General features: G+C 38.9%; 15 protein-coding genes. 6 read left to right on the top strand and 9 right to left on the bottom strand.

All coding sequences use genetic code 11. From position 1 onward, the window contains the following. Positions 1 to 2 precede the first annotated feature (2 nt). Entirely contained in the window at positions 3 to 1,865 is a 1,863-nt protein-coding gene (locus tag FRX97_RS02665) for an ABC transporter ATP-binding protein (protein ID WP_147013115.1), read from the top strand. Between the two features lie 67 nt (positions 1,866 to 1,932). After that, positions 1,933 to 2,322, top strand: coding sequence for a DUF3276 family protein (locus FRX97_RS02660; protein ID WP_147013113.1), 390 nt, complete (start codon positions 1,933 to 1,935; stop codon positions 2,320 to 2,322). Between the two features lie 78 nt (positions 2,323 to 2,400). On the opposite strand, the gene FRX97_RS02655 is transcribed toward FRX97_RS02660, so the two are convergent. From FRX97_RS02655 to FRX97_RS02635, 5 genes are all read right to left on the bottom strand, one after another. Then, positions 2,401 to 3,378 (bottom strand): tetratricopeptide repeat protein, encoded by a 978-nt coding sequence (locus tag FRX97_RS02655; RefSeq protein ID WP_170226998.1) that lies wholly within the window; start codon positions 3,376 to 3,378, stop codon positions 2,401 to 2,403. A 94-nt stretch (positions 3,379 to 3,472) separates the two neighbouring features. Continuing rightward, positions 3,473 to 4,492, bottom strand: coding sequence for a recombinase RecA (recA, locus tag FRX97_RS02650; protein ID WP_147013108.1), 1,020 nt, complete (start codon positions 4,490 to 4,492; stop codon positions 3,473 to 3,475). 11 nt (positions 4,493 to 4,503) lie between these two features. Continuing rightward, entirely contained in the window at positions 4,504 to 4,968 is a 465-nt protein-coding gene (gene bcp / locus FRX97_RS02645; protein ID WP_191284419.1) for a thioredoxin-dependent thiol peroxidase, read from the bottom strand. A 5-nt stretch (positions 4,969 to 4,973) separates the two neighbouring features. Further along, a complete protein-coding gene (locus FRX97_RS02640; RefSeq protein ID WP_147013104.1) occupies positions 4,974 to 5,372 on the bottom strand; it encodes a hypothetical protein in 399 nt (132 codons plus the stop codon). 53 nt (positions 5,373 to 5,425) lie between these two features. Next, positions 5,426 to 6,445 carry a helix-turn-helix transcriptional regulator gene (locus FRX97_RS02635; protein ID WP_147013102.1) on the bottom strand — a complete coding sequence of 340 codons (1,020 nt, stop codon included), beginning with the start codon at positions 6,443 to 6,445 and terminating at the stop codon, positions 5,426 to 5,428. Between the two features lie 25 nt (positions 6,446 to 6,470). On the opposite strand from FRX97_RS02635, the gene FRX97_RS02630 reads away from it, so the two are divergent. Genes FRX97_RS02630 through kdsA form a run of 4 tightly spaced genes read left to right on the top strand, consistent with a single transcriptional unit; the run spans position 6,471 to position 10,522 of the window. Continuing rightward, a complete protein-coding gene (locus tag FRX97_RS02630; RefSeq protein WP_147013100.1) occupies positions 6,471 to 7,562 on the top strand; it encodes a DNA alkylation repair protein in 1,092 nt (363 codons plus the stop codon). After that, positions 7,559 to 8,440 carry a lysophospholipid acyltransferase family protein gene (locus tag FRX97_RS02625; protein WP_147013098.1) on the top strand — a complete coding sequence of 294 codons (882 nt, stop codon included), beginning with the start codon at positions 7,559 to 7,561 and terminating at the stop codon, positions 8,438 to 8,440. The genes FRX97_RS02630 and FRX97_RS02625 overlap by 4 nt, the downstream gene beginning before the upstream one ends. Further along, positions 8,433 to 9,698, top strand: a complete 1,266-nt coding sequence (locus tag FRX97_RS02620; RefSeq protein ID WP_147013095.1) for a replication-associated recombination protein A — start codon at positions 8,433 to 8,435, stop codon at positions 9,696 to 9,698. The genes FRX97_RS02625 and FRX97_RS02620 overlap by 8 nt, the downstream gene beginning before the upstream one ends. 5 nt (positions 9,699 to 9,703) lie before the next feature. After that, the gene (gene kdsA / locus FRX97_RS02615; protein ID WP_147013093.1) at positions 9,704 to 10,522 is read left to right on the top strand and encodes a 3-deoxy-8-phosphooctulonate synthase; all 819 of its coding nucleotides are present in this window, start codon (positions 9,704 to 9,706) and stop codon (positions 10,520 to 10,522) included. On the opposite strand, the gene FRX97_RS02610 is transcribed toward kdsA, so the two are convergent. The 4 genes from FRX97_RS02610 to FRX97_RS02595 form a co-directional block, all read right to left on the bottom strand. Continuing rightward, positions 10,515 to 10,937 (bottom strand): DoxX family protein, encoded by a 423-nt coding sequence (locus tag FRX97_RS02610; RefSeq protein WP_147013091.1) that lies wholly within the window; start codon positions 10,935 to 10,937, stop codon positions 10,515 to 10,517. The two genes, kdsA and FRX97_RS02610, sit on opposite strands and share 8 nt — an antisense overlap. A gap of 93 nt (positions 10,938 to 11,030) precedes the next feature. Next, complete coding sequence (locus FRX97_RS02605; RefSeq protein ID WP_147013089.1) at positions 11,031 to 13,004, bottom strand: OmpA family protein; 1,974 nt, start codon at positions 13,002 to 13,004, stop codon at positions 11,031 to 11,033. Continuing rightward, positions 13,001 to 13,591, bottom strand: a complete 591-nt coding sequence (locus FRX97_RS02600) for a 7-carboxy-7-deazaguanine synthase QueE (RefSeq protein WP_147013448.1) — start codon at positions 13,589 to 13,591, stop codon at positions 13,001 to 13,003. Before FRX97_RS02600 ends, FRX97_RS02605 begins: the two co-directional genes overlap by 4 nt. Positions 13,592 to 14,027: 436 nt before the next feature. Continuing rightward, the gene (locus tag FRX97_RS02595; protein ID WP_147013087.1) at positions 14,028 to 16,925 is read right to left on the bottom strand and encodes a CUB domain-containing protein; all 2,898 of its coding nucleotides are present in this window, start codon (positions 16,923 to 16,925) and stop codon (positions 14,028 to 14,030) included. Between the last annotated feature and the right edge of the window lie 12 nt (positions 16,926 to 16,937).

Here is a 16,937-nt window from a genome sequence, read left to right as displayed (position 1 = left end):
GAATGAAAGAACTAGCCTATCTTAATAAGTATTTTTGGAAGTATAGAGTAAAATTTTTCCTTGGAATTCTCTTCATTGTATTCACCAATCTATTTGCCGTGTATTCGCCTCGCATAGTGCGATTTGCGTTTGATTTAGTGAAGGAAGCTACTCAACTTTACAAGGCTGGATCCTTTCCTTTTTACCCTAATATTTTGGCGGATTTTGAAAAAAATTGGGGATTAACCCTGAAAGAATCTTTAGACTTTTCGAGTAGTGAAGCCGCTCTAAAAACAGTTGGATTTTTGGCTGTTATCCTCGGCGCATCCTACTTTGTAGTGTATTTGGTAAAAGGTGTTTTCTTGTTCTTTACCCGACAGACCATTATCATCATGTCGAGAAACATAGAATACGATCTAAAGAATGAAATCTTCGACCAATACCAAAAATTAAGCCCCGCATTTTATAAAAGAAACAACACTGGAGACCTCATGAACAGAATTTCGGAGGATGTTTCACAAGTGAGAATGTATTTAGGACCTGGGGTAATGTACACCATCAACCTTATTTTTCTCTTCTTATTTACCATAACATTTATGCTTCAGGTAAATGTAGAATTGACCTTGTATGTGTTAGCCCCATTACCTATTATGTCGGTGCTTATTTACTATGTATCCACTATAATAAACCGTAAAACTAAGTACAAACAAGAACAACAAAGCTACCTCTCTACCTTAGTACAAGAGGCCTTTTCGGGAATAAGGGTTCTTAAGGCATATACTAGAGAACAAGTTTTTGCAGAAAACTTTAAGGGAGAATGTGAGGAATACAAGCGTAGATCCTTGGACTTGGTGAAGGTAGATGCCCTGTTTTTTCCCATTATCCTATTACTGATTGGATTAAGCACCATTATTACCGTTTACATAGGTGGAATGAAATCTTTCGCTGGTGAGGTAACGCTGGGGAACATTGCAGAATTCGTGATATACGTAAACATGCTAACTTGGCCTTTCGCCGCTGTGGGATGGGTTACAAGTCTTATTCAAAGAGCCTCGGCTAGCATGAGGAGAATTAAGGAATTCCTAAACACGGAACCAGAAATTGTAAATACGGTTGAAGAAGAACAGGAAATTGAAGGCAACATAAGCTTTAAAAATGTAAGCTTTACCTACCCAGAATCTGGAATAAACGCTCTTAAAAACGTATCGTTTGAAATTAATAGTGGTGAAGTACTAGCAGTTGTGGGCCGAACGGGAAGTGGGAAATCTACCCTAGCCAATTTAATAGGCCGACTTTTTGAACCTCAGGAAGGAAGCATAGAAATTGATGGATTGGATATTCGAAGTCATCATCTGTTCAATTTGCGCTCCCAGATTGGATACGTTCCCCAAGATGTGTTTCTCTTTAGTGATACCATTGCAAACAACATTTCCTTTGGGTTAAAGTATAAGGCCGAGAAAGAAGAGATCGAACAAGCCGCTAAAGACGCTCATATCCTAGAAAATATCCAAGGTTTCAAAAAAGGCTTTGACACTATATTAGGAGAAAGAGGAATCACCTTGTCCGGAGGACAAAAACAGAGGGTTTCCATTGCCAGAGCGATTATAAAAAAACCCAAGATTTTAATATTTGACGACAGTTTATCTGCAGTAGACACTGAAACAGAAGAGACTATATTATCCAATTTAAAACGGATAATGAAAGGACGCACATCTGTTTTAATCTCCCATAGAATAAGTACGGTAAAGCATGCAGATAAAATTATTGTTTTGGAAAATGGATCCATTGCAGAAATTGGAAACCACCAAAGCCTACTGAATAAGAATGGAATATATGCTGAAATGCATCAGCAACAGCTTTTAGAGGGAGTTAAGGAAGCTTCATAAGCAAGTACTACGGTAAAAAGTAGTACTTTTGTAATAAGGTTTCAGAATTTTAATAGAGTATCGGTACATGGCAGAAGGAAAGGAAAACCGTCAGGATATTTACTCCAAGTCGGTTAGAGCAGGGAAAAGGACCTACTTTTTTGATATTAAATCCACAAAAAGCAACGACTTATATCTTACCATAACAGAAAGCAAAAAGCGCTTTCAGGAAGATGGTAAGTTTTACTTTGAAAAGCATAAGCTTTTCCTTTACAAAGAGGATTTCGAAAAATTTGTGGGTGGATTAGAAGAAGCAATTGATAAAATTAAGTCGCTTCAGGAAAATCCAGATAATGAGTTTATGGCGGCAGATGAGCACGCATCTAGTGAAAAAACTACTGAAAACAATAAAGAAGAAGATGATCTTACGAAAAGCTCAAAAGCTATTTCAGATATCAACTTCGACGATTTAGGTTAGTATTTAACCACTTAAATTAAAAAAGGCTCCATTTGAATTTTCAAATGGAGCCTTTTTGTTTTTAATACGCTCTTTTATCTATTGACCCGTTAATCGGTTCAGTGCTTTAATTGCAATGGTATAATCTGGATTTATTCCAACTGCTGTTTCCATATCAGCAATGGCCTGCTTCTTATTTCCCATTTTTAAATGGGCCAATCCTCTATTATACCAAGCCGCGTAGTATTGGTCGTCTTGGATTAATACCTGATTGAAATAATATACTGCAGAATCAAATTTCAAGTTTTGCGTTAAATGGATAAAACCAGTGTTGTACCAAGGTCGCAAATCGGTTGCATCTATGGCCCTCATTCTGTTGTACGCTTGAGTAGCTTTAGCTGACTCCTCATTATTCTGGTAATACATCCCCATAAAATACAAAGCCTCAGTACTTGTTGGTTCTAATTCTAACGCCGTATTAAAGTACTGAACACAAAGAGGATGATTCGCATTGTAATACAATGAACCCAACATAATGTATCCATCGTAAAATTTAGGGTTAAGCTCTACCGAGGTCTGATATGAAGATGCTGCCAAAGCAGAATCCCCTTTTTCTTGGTAAATCCAGCCCTTTAGATAATAGGGGTAGTAATTTTGCTCATCAAGTCGCAATGCGTCATTTACATAGCCTATTGCCTTTTCGTAATTTTTTCTGAGTAAACTTATTTCAGCCAGTTTCTCGTAGCAAGGAACATACTTAGGATTATATTCCAGGCACTTTTCAAATGTTTTTTGAGATTCATAAAACTCCTCCAATGCGAATTGGCTTTCCCCCTTTAGAACAAGTGCTTCCGGATTTAGGGAATCTATTGTAAGGGCTCTATCCGCATCGCCCAATGCTCCTTGAAAGCGACTATCTTGAAACTTCAGGTTTCCCCGCTCTAAGTATGCATCTATGTTGTTAGGATCATTTCTTAAAACAAGATTTAATGAGTCTTCTTTGCTAGACTCCACCTTGTATTCTTGGTTATCGGCCGTGGTATTATCGCTGTAATTCTGTTCTGAACCACATGCCATTAAAAAAAGAAAAATTGAAAATAAAATACAGTTTCTCATAATAAAAAAGCCCCACTAAAATGTGTGGGGCTCAAATTTACATCGCTTTAATAAATTATTCCTGTTTAAGGGCCTCTTTAATTTGCTCTTCAAGCTCGGCCATTAATTCTGGGTTATCTTCTATTAAACTCTTAACACTATCTCTTCCCTGCCCTAGCTTGGTTTCACCATAAGAGAACCAAGAACCACTTTTCTTTACAACGTTGTGATCAACCGCCAAATCTAAAATTTCACCACTTCGTGAAATACCTTGGCCGTACATAATATCGAACTCAGCTTTTTGGAAAGGAGGAGCCACTTTATTCTTAACCACCTTAACTCTAGTTCTGGATCCAATTACGTTATCACCATCTTTAATCTGGGTAGATCTTCTGATATCTAAACGCACAGAGGAATAGAACTTAAGTGCATTACCACCAGTTGTAGTTTCGGGGTTACCGAACATTACACCAATTTTATCTCTTAACTGGTTGATAAAAATACAGCAACATCCAGTTTTGTTAAGTGCTCCAGTTAGCTTTCTAAGTGCTTTAGACATCAATCTAGCTTGAAGACCCATTTGCGAATCCCCCATTTCACCTTCAATTTCGGCTTTTGGAGTAAGTGCTGCAACAGAATCTACAACGATAAGGTCTATGGCTCCAGAACGGATTAAATTCTCAGCGATTTCAAGAGCTTGTTCTCCGTTATCAGGTTGAGAGATTAACAAATCATTGGTATCCACACCCAGCTTTTCAGCGTAGAATTTATCAAATGCGTGCTCGGCATCAATTATGGCAGCAATACCTCCTTTTTTCTGAACCTCCGCTATTGCATGAATTGCAAGGGTGGTTTTACCAGAAGATTCTGGACCATAAATTTCCACCACGCGCCCCTTTGGATATCCATATACCCCAAGGGCCATATCTAGGGTTAGTGATCCAGATGGTATAACTTCTACCGCCTGCACATTGCCATCTCCTAGGCGCATTACCGTTCCCTTTCCATAGGTTTTGTCAATGCGATCTAGGGTTATTTGGAGGGCCTTTAACTTTTCTTTGTTCTGCTCTTTAACAGCGTCTTTAACTTCTGCCATAATGATAGGTTTTAATTTTCTACCTCCTCAAGGATTTGCTCGGCATGAGAGGCGGTTTTTACTTTTTTAAATATGTGGGAAATCTTCCCTTCCTTACTTATAATATACGTTGTTCTGATGATACCTTCGTACTCTTTACCCATAAATTTTTTCAGTCCCCAGCAATCATAAGCCTTTATGATTTCCTTTTCGGTATCAGCTATTAAATCGAAAGGCAAATTGTATTTATCAATAAACTTTTGATGCTTTGCTGCAGTGTCGGCACTTACACCTAATATTTTGTACCCCTTCTCTAGCAGCTCTCCGTGAAAGTCTCTCAAACTACAACTCTCCTTTGTACAACCAGGAGTATCATCCTTAGGGTAGAAGTATAAAATTAGGTTAGACCCTTTATAGTCGGCCAGTTTAACGGTTTCTTCATTTTGATTTACTCCGGTAAAGTCTGGAGCTTTGTCTCCTACTTTTAACATCTGCAATAATTTTATGATTCAAAGGAAATACAAGTTTGCCCTCCTTCGTGTTCCATTGGAGACAAAATGTTAACAAATATCTGTGAAGGTGGTAAAAATCGTTTTTTGGTAACTCTAGAAACTACTGCCCTATAAACGCGTCCGTTTTTTAGCTCATTTAATAAAGTTGATGAAACATCTTTGGGTAACCATCCTAACTTAAAACCTTGATAGTAAACGGTAACAAAAATTTCTCCCTCGGCTACAAATTGCTTTAAAATAACCTCACTACCTACGCGCAACTGTCTAAAAATCAATGGGAGTTGAGCCTCTGATAATCTAAGAACAGGAATCTCTCTTTTAACGTGATAGTTTACCTCAAAAAGGTTTTTACTTTGGAAAAACGGGTTGTTTTGGATAAAAGCTTTCATGGTGCGATGTTTTTAATTACTCTACAAACAAAGCACCTCACCTCGTAAACTATTTACGGTTTAACTGACCCGTATAATTTTCCCATTTTTTTTATCTCCTCCTTGTGCCATTGCTGCAATTCCAGAGGACGCACTACCTTGCAATTATTTCCAAAACTTAAAATTTTCGCCTTCAATTCTGGAGTAATTAATACTTCCAACTCAATTTCTGCTTTTTCGCCTTTACCTTTTAAATGTTGAGATTTATGGAGAGGGTTCTCTTTTAAAAGCAAAGGAAAAATACCAGAAACCTCCAGTTTTATTTTTTCTGCTTTTAATTCATCTGGTACCGTAATTCCAAAAGCATGCGCAAAATAGGTTTCCGGATCAAAATCTGCTCCCAACTTAAGTGGTGAAGCCTCGGCAATCTCCAATTCGTGAATTCTTCCCAATTCGAAAGTTTGAATGCGCTTCTTTTCAAGATTGTAGGCGATTAAATACCACAAAGCCTCATATTCCCTTAGCAGAATAGGCTTTAAATGGTACTGTTTCCTCTTATTACTTGATAGCGAATAATAATCGATTTTTATGGATTTATAGTCGTTTATCGCATCCAAAATGGGCTTTAGATGTTGCTGCCCCTCTACTGTATTTACCTTTCTATCAAACCAAATTTTTGAATGCCCCTCTTTATCCGTGTCCAGTGTTAGGGTTTCAAAGATTTTTGAGATGGCCAATTCGAACTGGGAGAATATTTCAATGTTTTTATACCGTAACAAACTAGACGCAGCAAACTGCAGAGCCTCCATTTCTTCGGAGCTTAAAGGAATACTATCGAAGTTGTATGCTGGATCGGTATATTCATAACCCTTTTGCAGTCTGTTGTACACAATGGGCGCATCGTACTCCTCCTTCATTGCACGAATATCCTTTTCAATGGTGCTTTCGCTAATGTGATCGCCGTATTCCCCACCAAACAAATCTTCCTCACAAGCCTTTCTAATTTCATCCTTGGTTGGATATGGTGCTTGTTTATTACGCAGCATATTATTAATGATGCGATAACGGCGGCGCGCATTTTTAACAGCAGGCATAATTTTCTCTCCTATTTTTGAGGCAATGGAACCCTTTAAAAATTTCTTCTGCGAAAGTTATAAAAAGCAACTAACAGCTTTTATACCCAAGCACTTATTATCATCACCCTCTGGACAATACTTTTCTAGACCCTCTCCATTTAAAGAAGAAATTCCTTTTAGAAATCGAGTTAAGGAGATCGCTAAAAATTTGTTTCTTGTTCACAATCAATCTTTTAGAAGCTTTTACCAACATACGCTGCCACTTTTACAAGATGCCAAAAGGAGTTCAGAAAAAATAAACGGATTTTTCTGGGATCCCTTTTGCATGGTAGTACAACTTTATGGCCTAGACGATTATTCCGAGTCGTTTGAGTTAATGGAAATATTAACTCAATTGTTTACTGCAGAATTTGCAGTTAGGCCATTTATAGAAAAGGATCCCGACCAGGCTTTTTCTAAATTACTTGAATACACTAAATCTGATAACGAACACTTAAGACGCTGGGCAAGTGAAGGAACCAGACCCCGATTGCCATGGGGCTCTAATTTAACTCCGGTGATTAACAATCCCAATCTCACTCGACCCATTCTAGAAAACCTTAAGAATGACAGTTCTAAATACGTTCAAAAGAGTGTTGCCAACCACCTTAACGACTTCTCTTGGACGAATCCTGGCTTTTTCTATCAAATTATTGAGGCCTGGAATAGAAATAGTCCACCTGAAAATACCCAGTGGATTATTAAACACGCCTTACGCTCTGAAATAAAAAAAGGGAATGCTAAAGCCTTAAAACTAGTGGGGATTTCTTCCTTTCCGAACCGTGTAGATTTGAAACTTCCAAAAAAAATATACTTAGGAGATTCTCTAGAAATAATTTGCATCCTCCACTCAAAACAACACCAAACTGCAGACTACATTGCCGATTTAGAATTGGAGCTTCCTGGCAAAAAACAAAGTCGGAAAAAGGTATTCAAAGGATGGAGTGGAAAATTACAGGGGAATGAAAAAGTGGTATTAAAAAAGGTGCTCCCCATAAAAGACAACTCAGTTAGGAAATATTATCCTGGAAAGTACTGGGTAAAAATCCTTTTAAATGGTGAAGTTTGCGCACAAGAAACTTTTGATGTTGAATGAACTGGATTATTAAAGTAAAAGTTCGAGCAATTTCCCAACTGCCATTTTGGTTTTGGCATGGCCTTTCTAGTTTATTATATCCAGTAGTTTACTATCTGATTGGTTACCGAAAGAAGGTTGTTTTTAAAAACCTTCGGAAGAGCTTTCCAGAAAAAAATGAAAAAGAAATAAAAAGCATTGCAAAGCAGTTTTACAAACACTTTTGCGATGTGTTGTTGGAGAGTATCAAACTTATTACAGTATCCACCCGGCAGCTAGAAAAAAGAATATCCTTTAAAAATATAGATGTACTGGAAAAGTACGCAAGTCAGGGCAGGCATTTAATTATTGTATTGGGGCATTATGGCAACTGGGAATTTCTTCTTGGTTTACCTCTTGCAAACAAAATTCTAAAACATAAGATAAGATTTTCGGGGCTCTATAAAACACAGAGCAACAAGGCGGTAGATGACCTATTGTACAAATCGAGATCTAAACATGGGCTAAAATTAATTGCCTCTGAAAATGCCAAAAAGAGCCTTGCGAAACCCAAATCCAATTGCGAAGCCATCTTATTTTTAGGCGATCAATCCCCTGCAAATGCGAAAAGAGCGCATTGGACAAAATTCTTAAATCAGGATACTGGAATTTTAATGGGAACCGAACGATATTCGAAAATTTTTGACCGCTCGGTTGTATATATGGTTATCCATAAAAAATCCAGGGGATATTACGAGTTTCAATTTCATGATTTAATTGATGATCCCCTCAATACCGGAAAAGGTGAAATTTCAGAACTGCATCACCGAGCCTTAGAAAAGGACATTGTTGCAAATCCAGCCTACTGGTTATGGACGCACAAAAGGTGGAAACGCAAAAAGCCCAAAAACCATGGATAAACCACTGGCAGAAAGGTTACGACCTAAAAATCTTTCAGATTACGTAGGGCAAACCCACTTACTTGGTGATAAGGGACCGATAAATGGATTTGTTAAGGGCAAACGAATTCCATCCATTATTTTTTGGGGACCTCCCGGAGTAGGAAAAACCACCCTATCGCTTTTGTTAGCGAACGAATTACAGAGAACGTTCTATAACTTATCCGCAATTAACTCTGGAGTTAAAGAGGTTAGAGAAGTTATAGAAAGTGCTAAAAAAAATGCGGCCTTCGACCGGAATGCTCCCATCCTTTTTATTGACGAAATTCATCGCTTTTCAAAAAGTCAGCAAGATTCGCTTTTAGCTGCCGTGGAGCAAGGAATCGTAACCTTAATTGGTGCTACTACCGAAAACCCATCATTCGAAGTAATAAGCCCCCTACTCTCTCGCTGTCAGGTATTTATCTTAAAGGCTTTAGAGAAAAAGGAATTAGAGCAAATTGTGAATCACGCCTTTGAAAAGGATACATGGCTTGCAGAGAAGGGTATTACTAAGATAGAAACCGATGCACTAATAGCCTTTAGCGGTGGGGATGCCCGGAAATTATTAAACCTCATTGAAAATGTGGTTAGCCTGTTGCCAGATAAAGAGGCATTAACCAATGAACTGGTAAAGGAGGTAGTTAAGAGCAATCCGCTCATTTACGATAAGGATGGCGAGCAGCACTTCGATATCATTTCAGCCTTTATTAAATCCATTCGAGGTTCAGATCCGGATGCTGCCGTTTATTGGTTAGCAAGGATGATTTCGGGTGGAGAAGATCCAAAATTTATTGCACGACGCCTTATTATTTTGGCATCTGAGGATATTGGATTAGCCAATCCGAATGCGTTATTATTGGCAGACGCATGTTTTTCGGCAGTAGAAAAAATTGGTATGCCAGAGAGTCGAATTATTTTAAGTCAATGTGCGATTTACCTAGCAACTTCTCCAAAAAGTAATACCTCTTACGCCGCCATTAACAAAGCACAGCAATTGGTAAAAGAGACGGGGAATTTACCTGTACCCTTACACCTGCGAAATGCCCCTACCCAACTTATGAAAGACCTAGATTATGGGGTAGATTATAAATATCCTCACGACTACCCAAATAACTTTGTTAGTCAAAATTACATGCCCGAGGAGTTAAAGAATAAAGCAATCGTTAACTTTGCGGCGCAATCGAAGGAGCAGCAGTTAAAAAATGACTATCAGGCTAAATGGCCTAACAAAAAATAAAGTTCATGAGCATTTCAAGAATTCCAGGCATTAAACACACAGACAGTGGAAATTTCTTCATCCTTGCTGGGCCTTGTGCCATAGAAGGAAAAGATATTGCTATGGAGATAGCTGGTGAATTAAAGTTTCTTTGTGATAAGTACCAAATTCCTTTAATTTTTAAAGGCTCCTACAGAAAGGCAAACCGAAGTAGATTGGATAGCTTTACTGGGATTGGTGATGAAAAAGCGCTTAAAATTTTAAAAGAAGTAAGAGATTCATTTGACGTTCCTGTAGTTACCGACATTCACACAGCAGAGGAAGCAAAAATGGCTGCAGACTATGTGGATGTGATTCAAATTCCTGCTTTTTTATGTCGCCAAACCGATATTTTGGTGGCTGCCGCCGAGACTGGAAAGCACGTAAACATAAAAAAGGGACAATTCTTAAGTCCAGAAGCCATGCATTTTGCGGTAGATAAGGTACGTGAAACTGGTAACCCCAACGTTTTTGTAACAGACAGAGGAACTATGTTTGGGTATCATGACCTTATTGTGGACTTTAGGTCTATACCCGTAATGCAGAAATCTTGTTCTAGCCCAGTTGTTATTGATATTACACATTCCCAACAAAAACCTAATCAGAGCTCAGGAGTAACGGGAGGAGATCCCAACATGATTGAGACCATTGCAAAATGTTCGATTGCCGCCGGCGCTGACGGACTATTTCTGGAAACTCATCCAAGACCAGAAGAAGCAAAATCTGACGGAGCCAATATGCTAAAGCTTGAAAAACTGGAGCCCCTACTTAAAAAATTGACTGCAATTCGCAGTGCTATTATCTAGAACTTTCCTTTTTAAAGAGGATGTAATCAACAGAGAATTTACCAGGTCCCTTAAAGTAAATTAAGAGATACATAAGCAAGTAAAATAATCCCAGCTCCTTTTGGGCAAGTGGATCGTGGATATGAATAAAAAATACTGCCACGAGCATCACCGTAATTAATGGGATTACAGCAGCTCTGGTTAGGAATCCCAAAGCAACAAAAGAGGCACATATAACTTCGGCAAAAACAGTAAAGAACAGCGATAATTCCGGTCCAAATCCAAATGGATCTGCAAATTTCAGATTACCATCTATTAGCCTTTCAAATTTTGGAATACCATGCGTTAGCATGAATAACCCTGAAAATAATCTCAGGCTTAAAACGGTTAAATCGGCATAGTGTCTTTTGGGTAACCACTTAAATCTTTTGCTCATACTGCGGGGCTATGTGTTGCAAGTAAAATAATTATCCCCCCTGAGCAACTTGGGAATAAAACAGCTTTCCACAATATTAAGTGAATAAATGACCTATAGTACGGTGAATACTGTGCGCCTGTTTTTAGCCCTTCCCTCTTCCGTATCGTTCGAGGCAACAGGTTTGCTTTCACCGTAACCAATGTACTTTAATCTTTCTTTTGAAATTCCCTTGGCTACTAGGTAATCATAAACTGCTTTAGCACGATTTTCGGATAGCAATTGGTTATCGCTTTCCTCCCCTACATTATCGGTGTGTCCTTCGATGGCAATTCGTAAATCAGCATTTTTCCTCAAGAAATCGAACAATTTGTTTAGTTCCACTTCCGAAGATTTCTTTAAATCGTATTTCCCGCTTGAAAAGAAAATGTTGTTCAACACTACACTTTCTCCGGGTCTAACCGCTGACATTCCAATTTCTAGATATCTAGGCTCAGATCTATCTGGATTTTCAGCTAGAGAAAAGTTTTCCGAATAAAATAAATACCCATCCTTCTCTACCTCAAGGGCATAGTCTTTATTGGACGGAAGTGTAACCAAGAATTCTCCCTTGGCATCACTTTTAGACTCCACGATTAGATTTCCGCTTTCAAGGTCTAGCAGTTTAAAGTTTGCCTCAAGTGGCTTTTTGGTTTCCTCATCGTATACAAAACCTTTAGTAAAGCTTACAGGCACAGGTCGTAATCCTTCTGGCAACTTGAAACTATATAAATCTAAACCGCCATATCCCCCTTCTCTATTCGAGGCAAAATAAGCTACGTCTCCAGAACTGGAAACCAAAAGAGAATTTTCGTTTTTCGAGGTATTTATGGGGTATCCTAAATTCTCTGGTTCCGTCCACTCCCCATCGGGTCCAATGCGCGTAACAAACAAGTCTTCGCCTCCAAAACCAGGATGCCCAGTAGATGCAAAATAAAGCGTTTGCCCATCTGGATGAATAAGCACGGAACTTTCATTACCCGGAGTATTTATAGGGCTAGGCATAGGCACCGCTGAACTCCAGGTACCATCTTCCATCCGCACAGAAAACATAATTTCCATGTTCTCAACCGCTCTCCTACTATTCCTTTTCCCTCTAATAAAAAACAAAACCCTTCCATCAGCCGATAAACTAGGTTGTGTTTCCCAATGATTGGAGTTTATAGATTTACCTAGGTTAATAGGTTTGGTCCATGCCCCATTTTCGTTGTAGGATATAAAAAGATCACAAGAACCATAACCAACCCTATCCTCACCATAGTTAAGATCTCCATAAAGCTCGCAGGCCGTAAAAACCATAGTTTTTCCGTCTGCAGTTATGGTTGGAGCCCCTTCGTTATACTCGGTGTTAATGTGTCCATTTAAGTTAAAGGCCATATCCCATTCTTCTTGGGCACTTTTACGCTTAGCTAGAAAGAAATCTTCCTGCATCCCTGGGTTATTTCCAATCCCCCTAACTCTGGCATCTGGAATTTTTCTAGTGAAGAGTAACATTTCATCATCCGCCGTAAGTGCTGGGTAATATTCGTCGTGAACTGAATTAATTTTTGGTCCTAGGTTAATAGGGTTAAAATCTACCTTCTGTTTTATGGCCTCTCTTGCAAAAATTGCGTTACGTTGAATGATTTTGGCGGTCTCGTCAAGGGACTTCCTTCTGGACTCGTAACCAAAGTAGCTTTTAATTAATTGCGCTGCATAATCATACTCTTCCAGTTCCAAGGCATACTTAGCCATCTTAAAATAGGCAGTAGGATAAAAATGAGGATCTATACTTACCGCTTTTTCTAGGGCTTGTAACCCTTGTTTGTATTCACCAGTGGTTTCGTAGAAGTCTCCAAGAATTAGGTAAGGTTCAATAAAGGAGGGATCTTCCTCTATGGCTTCCTTTGCATAATTCGCAGCTTCATCCCATTTATTGGAATTAATTGCCCTAATGGATTCGTCGTAGTACTTAATCGCTTTTTTATCGCTCGATGTGTACTTTACTTGCCCGTATACACCGTTGAAACCTAACGCGACGATCCCCAATAAAACCAATAAAATTCTCATTCTATACCAATGTATTTATGCGTTTGCAAAGACAAACTCCATTCAGGATTCTTATGAATAAAATCAATAATAAGTGGAGTTACTTTATCTCGTTTACTCCACTCTGGTTGTAACAACAAGTGTACCGAATTTGGATTGGCTAATTTTTTCTGGTGTTCTACAGCCCAATTTAGGTCGGATTTATTGTACACCACAACCTTTAACTCATCACAGTGCTCGTAAATTTCTGGCAAAGGTGCCTTAAATTTTTTGGGGCTAAAGGTAATCCAGTCCCAATCGCCACTGATTTTATAAGCACCACTTGTTTCAATGTGACAACGCTTATTACGCTCTCTAAGTGTCTTGGTAAGTGTTTTGAGGTCATACATGAGCGGTTCTCCTCCTGTCACCACAACAATTTCACCCGTAGACTCTTCCTTTAACCAATTTGAAATGGTATTGTAACTTACCCATTGGTTTTCAGATACCTCCCAGCTTTCTTTCACATCGCACCAAACGCAACCAACGTCACATCCTGCAAGTCTTATAAAATAAGCGTTATACCCGCTATAACGGCCTTCACCCTGGAGGGTTAAAAAGCGTTCCATTACGGGGATATATTCTGAAATGGGTTTTAATGCGTGATTCACGCCACAAAAGAAATAAAAAACCCACATAGTCTGATTTCGAAGATGACTTCAAATTGACATTTTTAGAGTTTCCTTTTTGGATCTGACTTCCTTTGGACTTTCGTCTCCTTTCGGATAAGGCCTGTCATCCTCAAAATAGAGAAGGTCTCTAATCTAAATAATGTTAAGCATCTCGACCTCACTATGTGGGCAGTCTCTCGACCTCGCAACCAAAGACTAGTTCGTAACTAATTGTTGCTTATCACTAAGGTAAATAATTTTTCATCTCCCCTATTCAAAATCAGAAAAAATTATATTTCCCAAAACCGAATCGAAGTCATTTATACTTGATTCTCAATATCTTAGAAACAAAAAAAGGGAGCATGGCTCCCTTTTTTTTAATTATTTAATCAGCTCATTTTACTATTAGTCTTAACAAACTGGCCCTACCATCAGTACTTCTAACTTTTACCACGTATGCCCCCGGTGTTAAATCTGATTTAAACTCAATAGAATTACTTCCCATGATGGATTTAGACTCCAACAGTTTCCCATCTAAGCCCATAATTTCAAATTGATATCGTTCTCCTTCGATAAGACCAGAAATCCGGAAAACTCCATTGTTTGGATTGGGGTACATCATTAGATTTTTCAATTCGCCTTTGACGTTTATGCTCGTTGCAGCGTAATCAAATGGCTCTGACAATACGGAAGTACAACCGAATGGATTTCGTATAACCGCGGTATAGCTACCATTTTCACTTACAACTAAAGTATCTTGATCTACTCCACTTAAAACAATTTGCGCACCCCTTAACCAGAAGATTTCATCCCCAGGGTTGGCGTCGATGTATAAAAGGGTATCAGTATTAAGAATTACGGGTTTCTCTGGAACTGGATTAAACTCTATCACAGCGGTATCCGAAAGGCTTTTGCAACCAAATCTATTTTCCACGAAACCATAGTAAGATCCCGAATTAAAAATGGTTATGGACTTGGATGCGACCGATGGATTTATCCAAATCATATTATCTACACCGGTAATAACCACAGAATCTCTTCCCTCGCAAATGGGATTAGGAAGGTCAAAATCCAACGTAAGTGCATCAGGATTTGGATTAACGGTAACCTCCACCGTGTCTGAATTGAAAGTACAGTTACCTACTGTTGTAATATAAGAATAGAATCCCGATTCGCTAACCACCAGCTGAGTGGTAGTGCTCTGATTAGCATCGGACCAGATTACATTGGTATTTGCCGCTTCTAGTATTACCTCATCGCCTTCGCAGAACTCAAGCTTTCCCAAAACGGCAATGCTAGGCTCTGGATCGGGTTTAACCACTGTTAAGGACAAAGTATCTGAAGTTAAAATACATCCCGCAGCTGACGTAAACTGTACAAAAATTTCGTTGGAGTTACTTACACTGATAGTGTCTTGAGTGCTACCGGTAGACCATGTAAATCCTTCCGAATAATTGGAAACGGTTAATTCAAAATTTTCTCCAGAACATAGCTCTGTAGTTCCCGATATATTTTCTATTACTGGATTTGGTAGCTCTAACTCTTTTCGCAAGAAAACAACTGAACCGGTATCAACACAGCCATTGGCTATTGCTATGTTTCTAAGATAGATTGAATCCCCAGGTGCTATATCAACCAACAAAGTATCTGAACTTCCAATGAAATTAGGTTGATAAGAGCTCCAACTCATTTTATCGTTACTTTGTTCGTAGATATAACCGTTTTTAAAGGCCTTTACCTTTCCAGATTCATTGGAGCAAATAAACTCATCAGCCAAAACCATATTCTCTGCACTGGGTGGGTTTTTTACTGTAACCAATAAAGTATCAGGTACACTGGAACACTCTCGGTTATCAAATACCTTAACGATTAGCAGTTCATCTACACCTGGACTTTTATCCACTAAATTAGGAAGGTCGCTCTCCACATCATCTAATCTAATGGCCGCTTCCCCACTCCACCTATAATCATATGGGGCTTCTCCACCTGAAGCTGTTGCGGAAAAAACATAATCGGTATTGCTACAAATAGAAACCTCTGGAAGTGAAAAAGCTACCGTAGGGTTAGCCTTTCCAACCGTTAGATTAAAAGTATCGCAGGCAAAACTTTCACCGTTTGAATTTACCGCATTAACAGTCCAGAAGTATTGTTCTTGTGCTTTTAAACTATCCAGCACGTAGGTAGTGTCCGTTAAACCATCAGCAAATTCAAATTCGGCCCCTGAGGCTGTAACCACCTTTACTTTATAAGCGTCGGCACCTTCCACTGAAGTCCAAACTAAATTTACATTTTGACAAGTATTGGTACTACTATCAGCCGGAGCTAAAAGCACTGGACAATCGGGAAATGGATTTTGAGGATCGCGAATAAGAAAACCATAATCTTCTGTCTCGCCATCGGATGTTTCTCCACAAGGACCTTCCGTTCCAACCCCAAAAACAGGGTCATATCCTCGAACTCTTAGTCTAGAAAGTCCCGTTACAAAATTCTGTGGCCCAGGTGAAACACCAATAAAGCCACCAGCTTGATCATTTGCGCAGTTAATTACTTCTCCATCGTCGTCAAAATCACCGTCTATGTTCCAATCGATGTATATATCTACAACTTCGGTACCAATAGAACCGGGGATCTCTCCTGAAATGTTTATTTGATTACCCACATTGTACTCGATGATAATATCGGTAAAGTCTGAATAAATAAAATCCCCCTTAACCGCGTCACAGGCCTCTGATGAATTGCTAAAATCGTTGAAGTTAAAAAGTCGTACTTCGAAGAAATTATCCCCACAAGCAGGCCCACTTGCCTCACAATACTCTTCTCCACCACCGGTAGGAGGTTCGGGTGGAGGTAGTGGTTCGGTTGACCAAAGCATTTTAAAACCTGGACGTTCGGTTCCTCCATCGGTTACCATTCTTACTGTAAACGACGCGCCCGAAGTAGTAAGATCTGCAGGAGCATCTGTACCACAAAAACGCGTTGTATTAGTTTCATCGACCTGGTCACCATCAAAAATCTCAATGTAGTCGTATATACAAGCTGAAGAATTTCCAGCCTCGTTAGTTTCAATATCAAATTCTCTAAATGAGATATTTAATGGTTTTCCATTCGAAGAAGTTATGGTGAAAACGTATGTTCTTTCTGCAGAGTAATTCTGATCAGGGCCTCCATCATCATACAAAACCCCAATGGTATCGTTTACGGTTTGATTATCCATAAAGTACTCCGGTGAATTTTGAGCTACACTAGGTAAAGCAATCAGAGCACCTAAAAATGTCCATAAAATTCTCTTCATAGCTAGGTTCTT

The organism is Luteibaculum oceani, assembly GCF_007995015.1.
GTDB lineage: Bacteria > Bacteroidota > Bacteroidia > Flavobacteriales_D > Luteibaculaceae > Luteibaculum > Luteibaculum oceani.
Note: the sequence above shows the minus strand (reverse complement) of the source record. Positions and strands in the feature narration are given on the sequence as shown.

Coding starts and splice junctions, on each gene's coding strand:
- FRX97_RS02665 (WP_147013115.1), top strand. CDS start 3: ATGAAAGAACTAGCCTATCTTAATAAGTATTTTTGGAAGTATAGAGTA.
- FRX97_RS02660 (WP_147013113.1), top strand. CDS start 1,933: ATGGCAGAAGGAAAGGAAAACCGTCAGGATATTTACTCCAAGTCGGTT.
- FRX97_RS02655 (WP_170226998.1), bottom strand. CDS start 3,378: ATGGCATGTGGTTCAGAACAGAATTACAGCGATAATACCACGGCCGAT.
- recA (WP_147013108.1), bottom strand. CDS start 4,492: ATGGCAGAAGTTAAAGACGCTGTTAAAGAGCAGAACAAAGAAAAGTTA.
- FRX97_RS02640 (WP_147013104.1), bottom strand. CDS start 5,372: ATGAAAGCTTTTATCCAAAACAACCCGTTTTTCCAAAGTAAAAACCTT.
- FRX97_RS02635 (WP_147013102.1), bottom strand. CDS start 6,445: ATGCCTGCTGTTAAAAATGCGCGCCGCCGTTATCGCATCATTAATAAT.
- FRX97_RS02630 (WP_147013100.1), top strand. CDS start 6,471: ATGGAACCCTTTAAAAATTTCTTCTGCGAAAGTTATAAAAAGCAACTA.
- FRX97_RS02625 (WP_147013098.1), top strand. CDS start 7,559: ATGAACTGGATTATTAAAGTAAAAGTTCGAGCAATTTCCCAACTGCCA.
- FRX97_RS02620 (WP_147013095.1), top strand. CDS start 8,433: ATGGATAAACCACTGGCAGAAAGGTTACGACCTAAAAATCTTTCAGAT.
- kdsA (WP_147013093.1), top strand. CDS start 9,704: ATGAGCATTTCAAGAATTCCAGGCATTAAACACACAGACAGTGGAAAT.
- FRX97_RS02610 (WP_147013091.1), bottom strand. CDS start 10,937: ATGAGCAAAAGATTTAAGTGGTTACCCAAAAGACACTATGCCGATTTA.
- FRX97_RS02605 (WP_147013089.1), bottom strand. CDS start 13,004: ATGAGAATTTTATTGGTTTTATTGGGGATCGTCGCGTTAGGTTTCAAC.
- FRX97_RS02600 (WP_147013448.1), bottom strand. CDS start 13,591: ATGGAACGCTTTTTAACCCTCCAGGGTGAAGGCCGTTATAGCGGGTAT.
- FRX97_RS02595 (WP_147013087.1), bottom strand. CDS start 16,925: ATGAAGAGAATTTTATGGACATTTTTAGGTGCTCTGATTGCTTTACCT.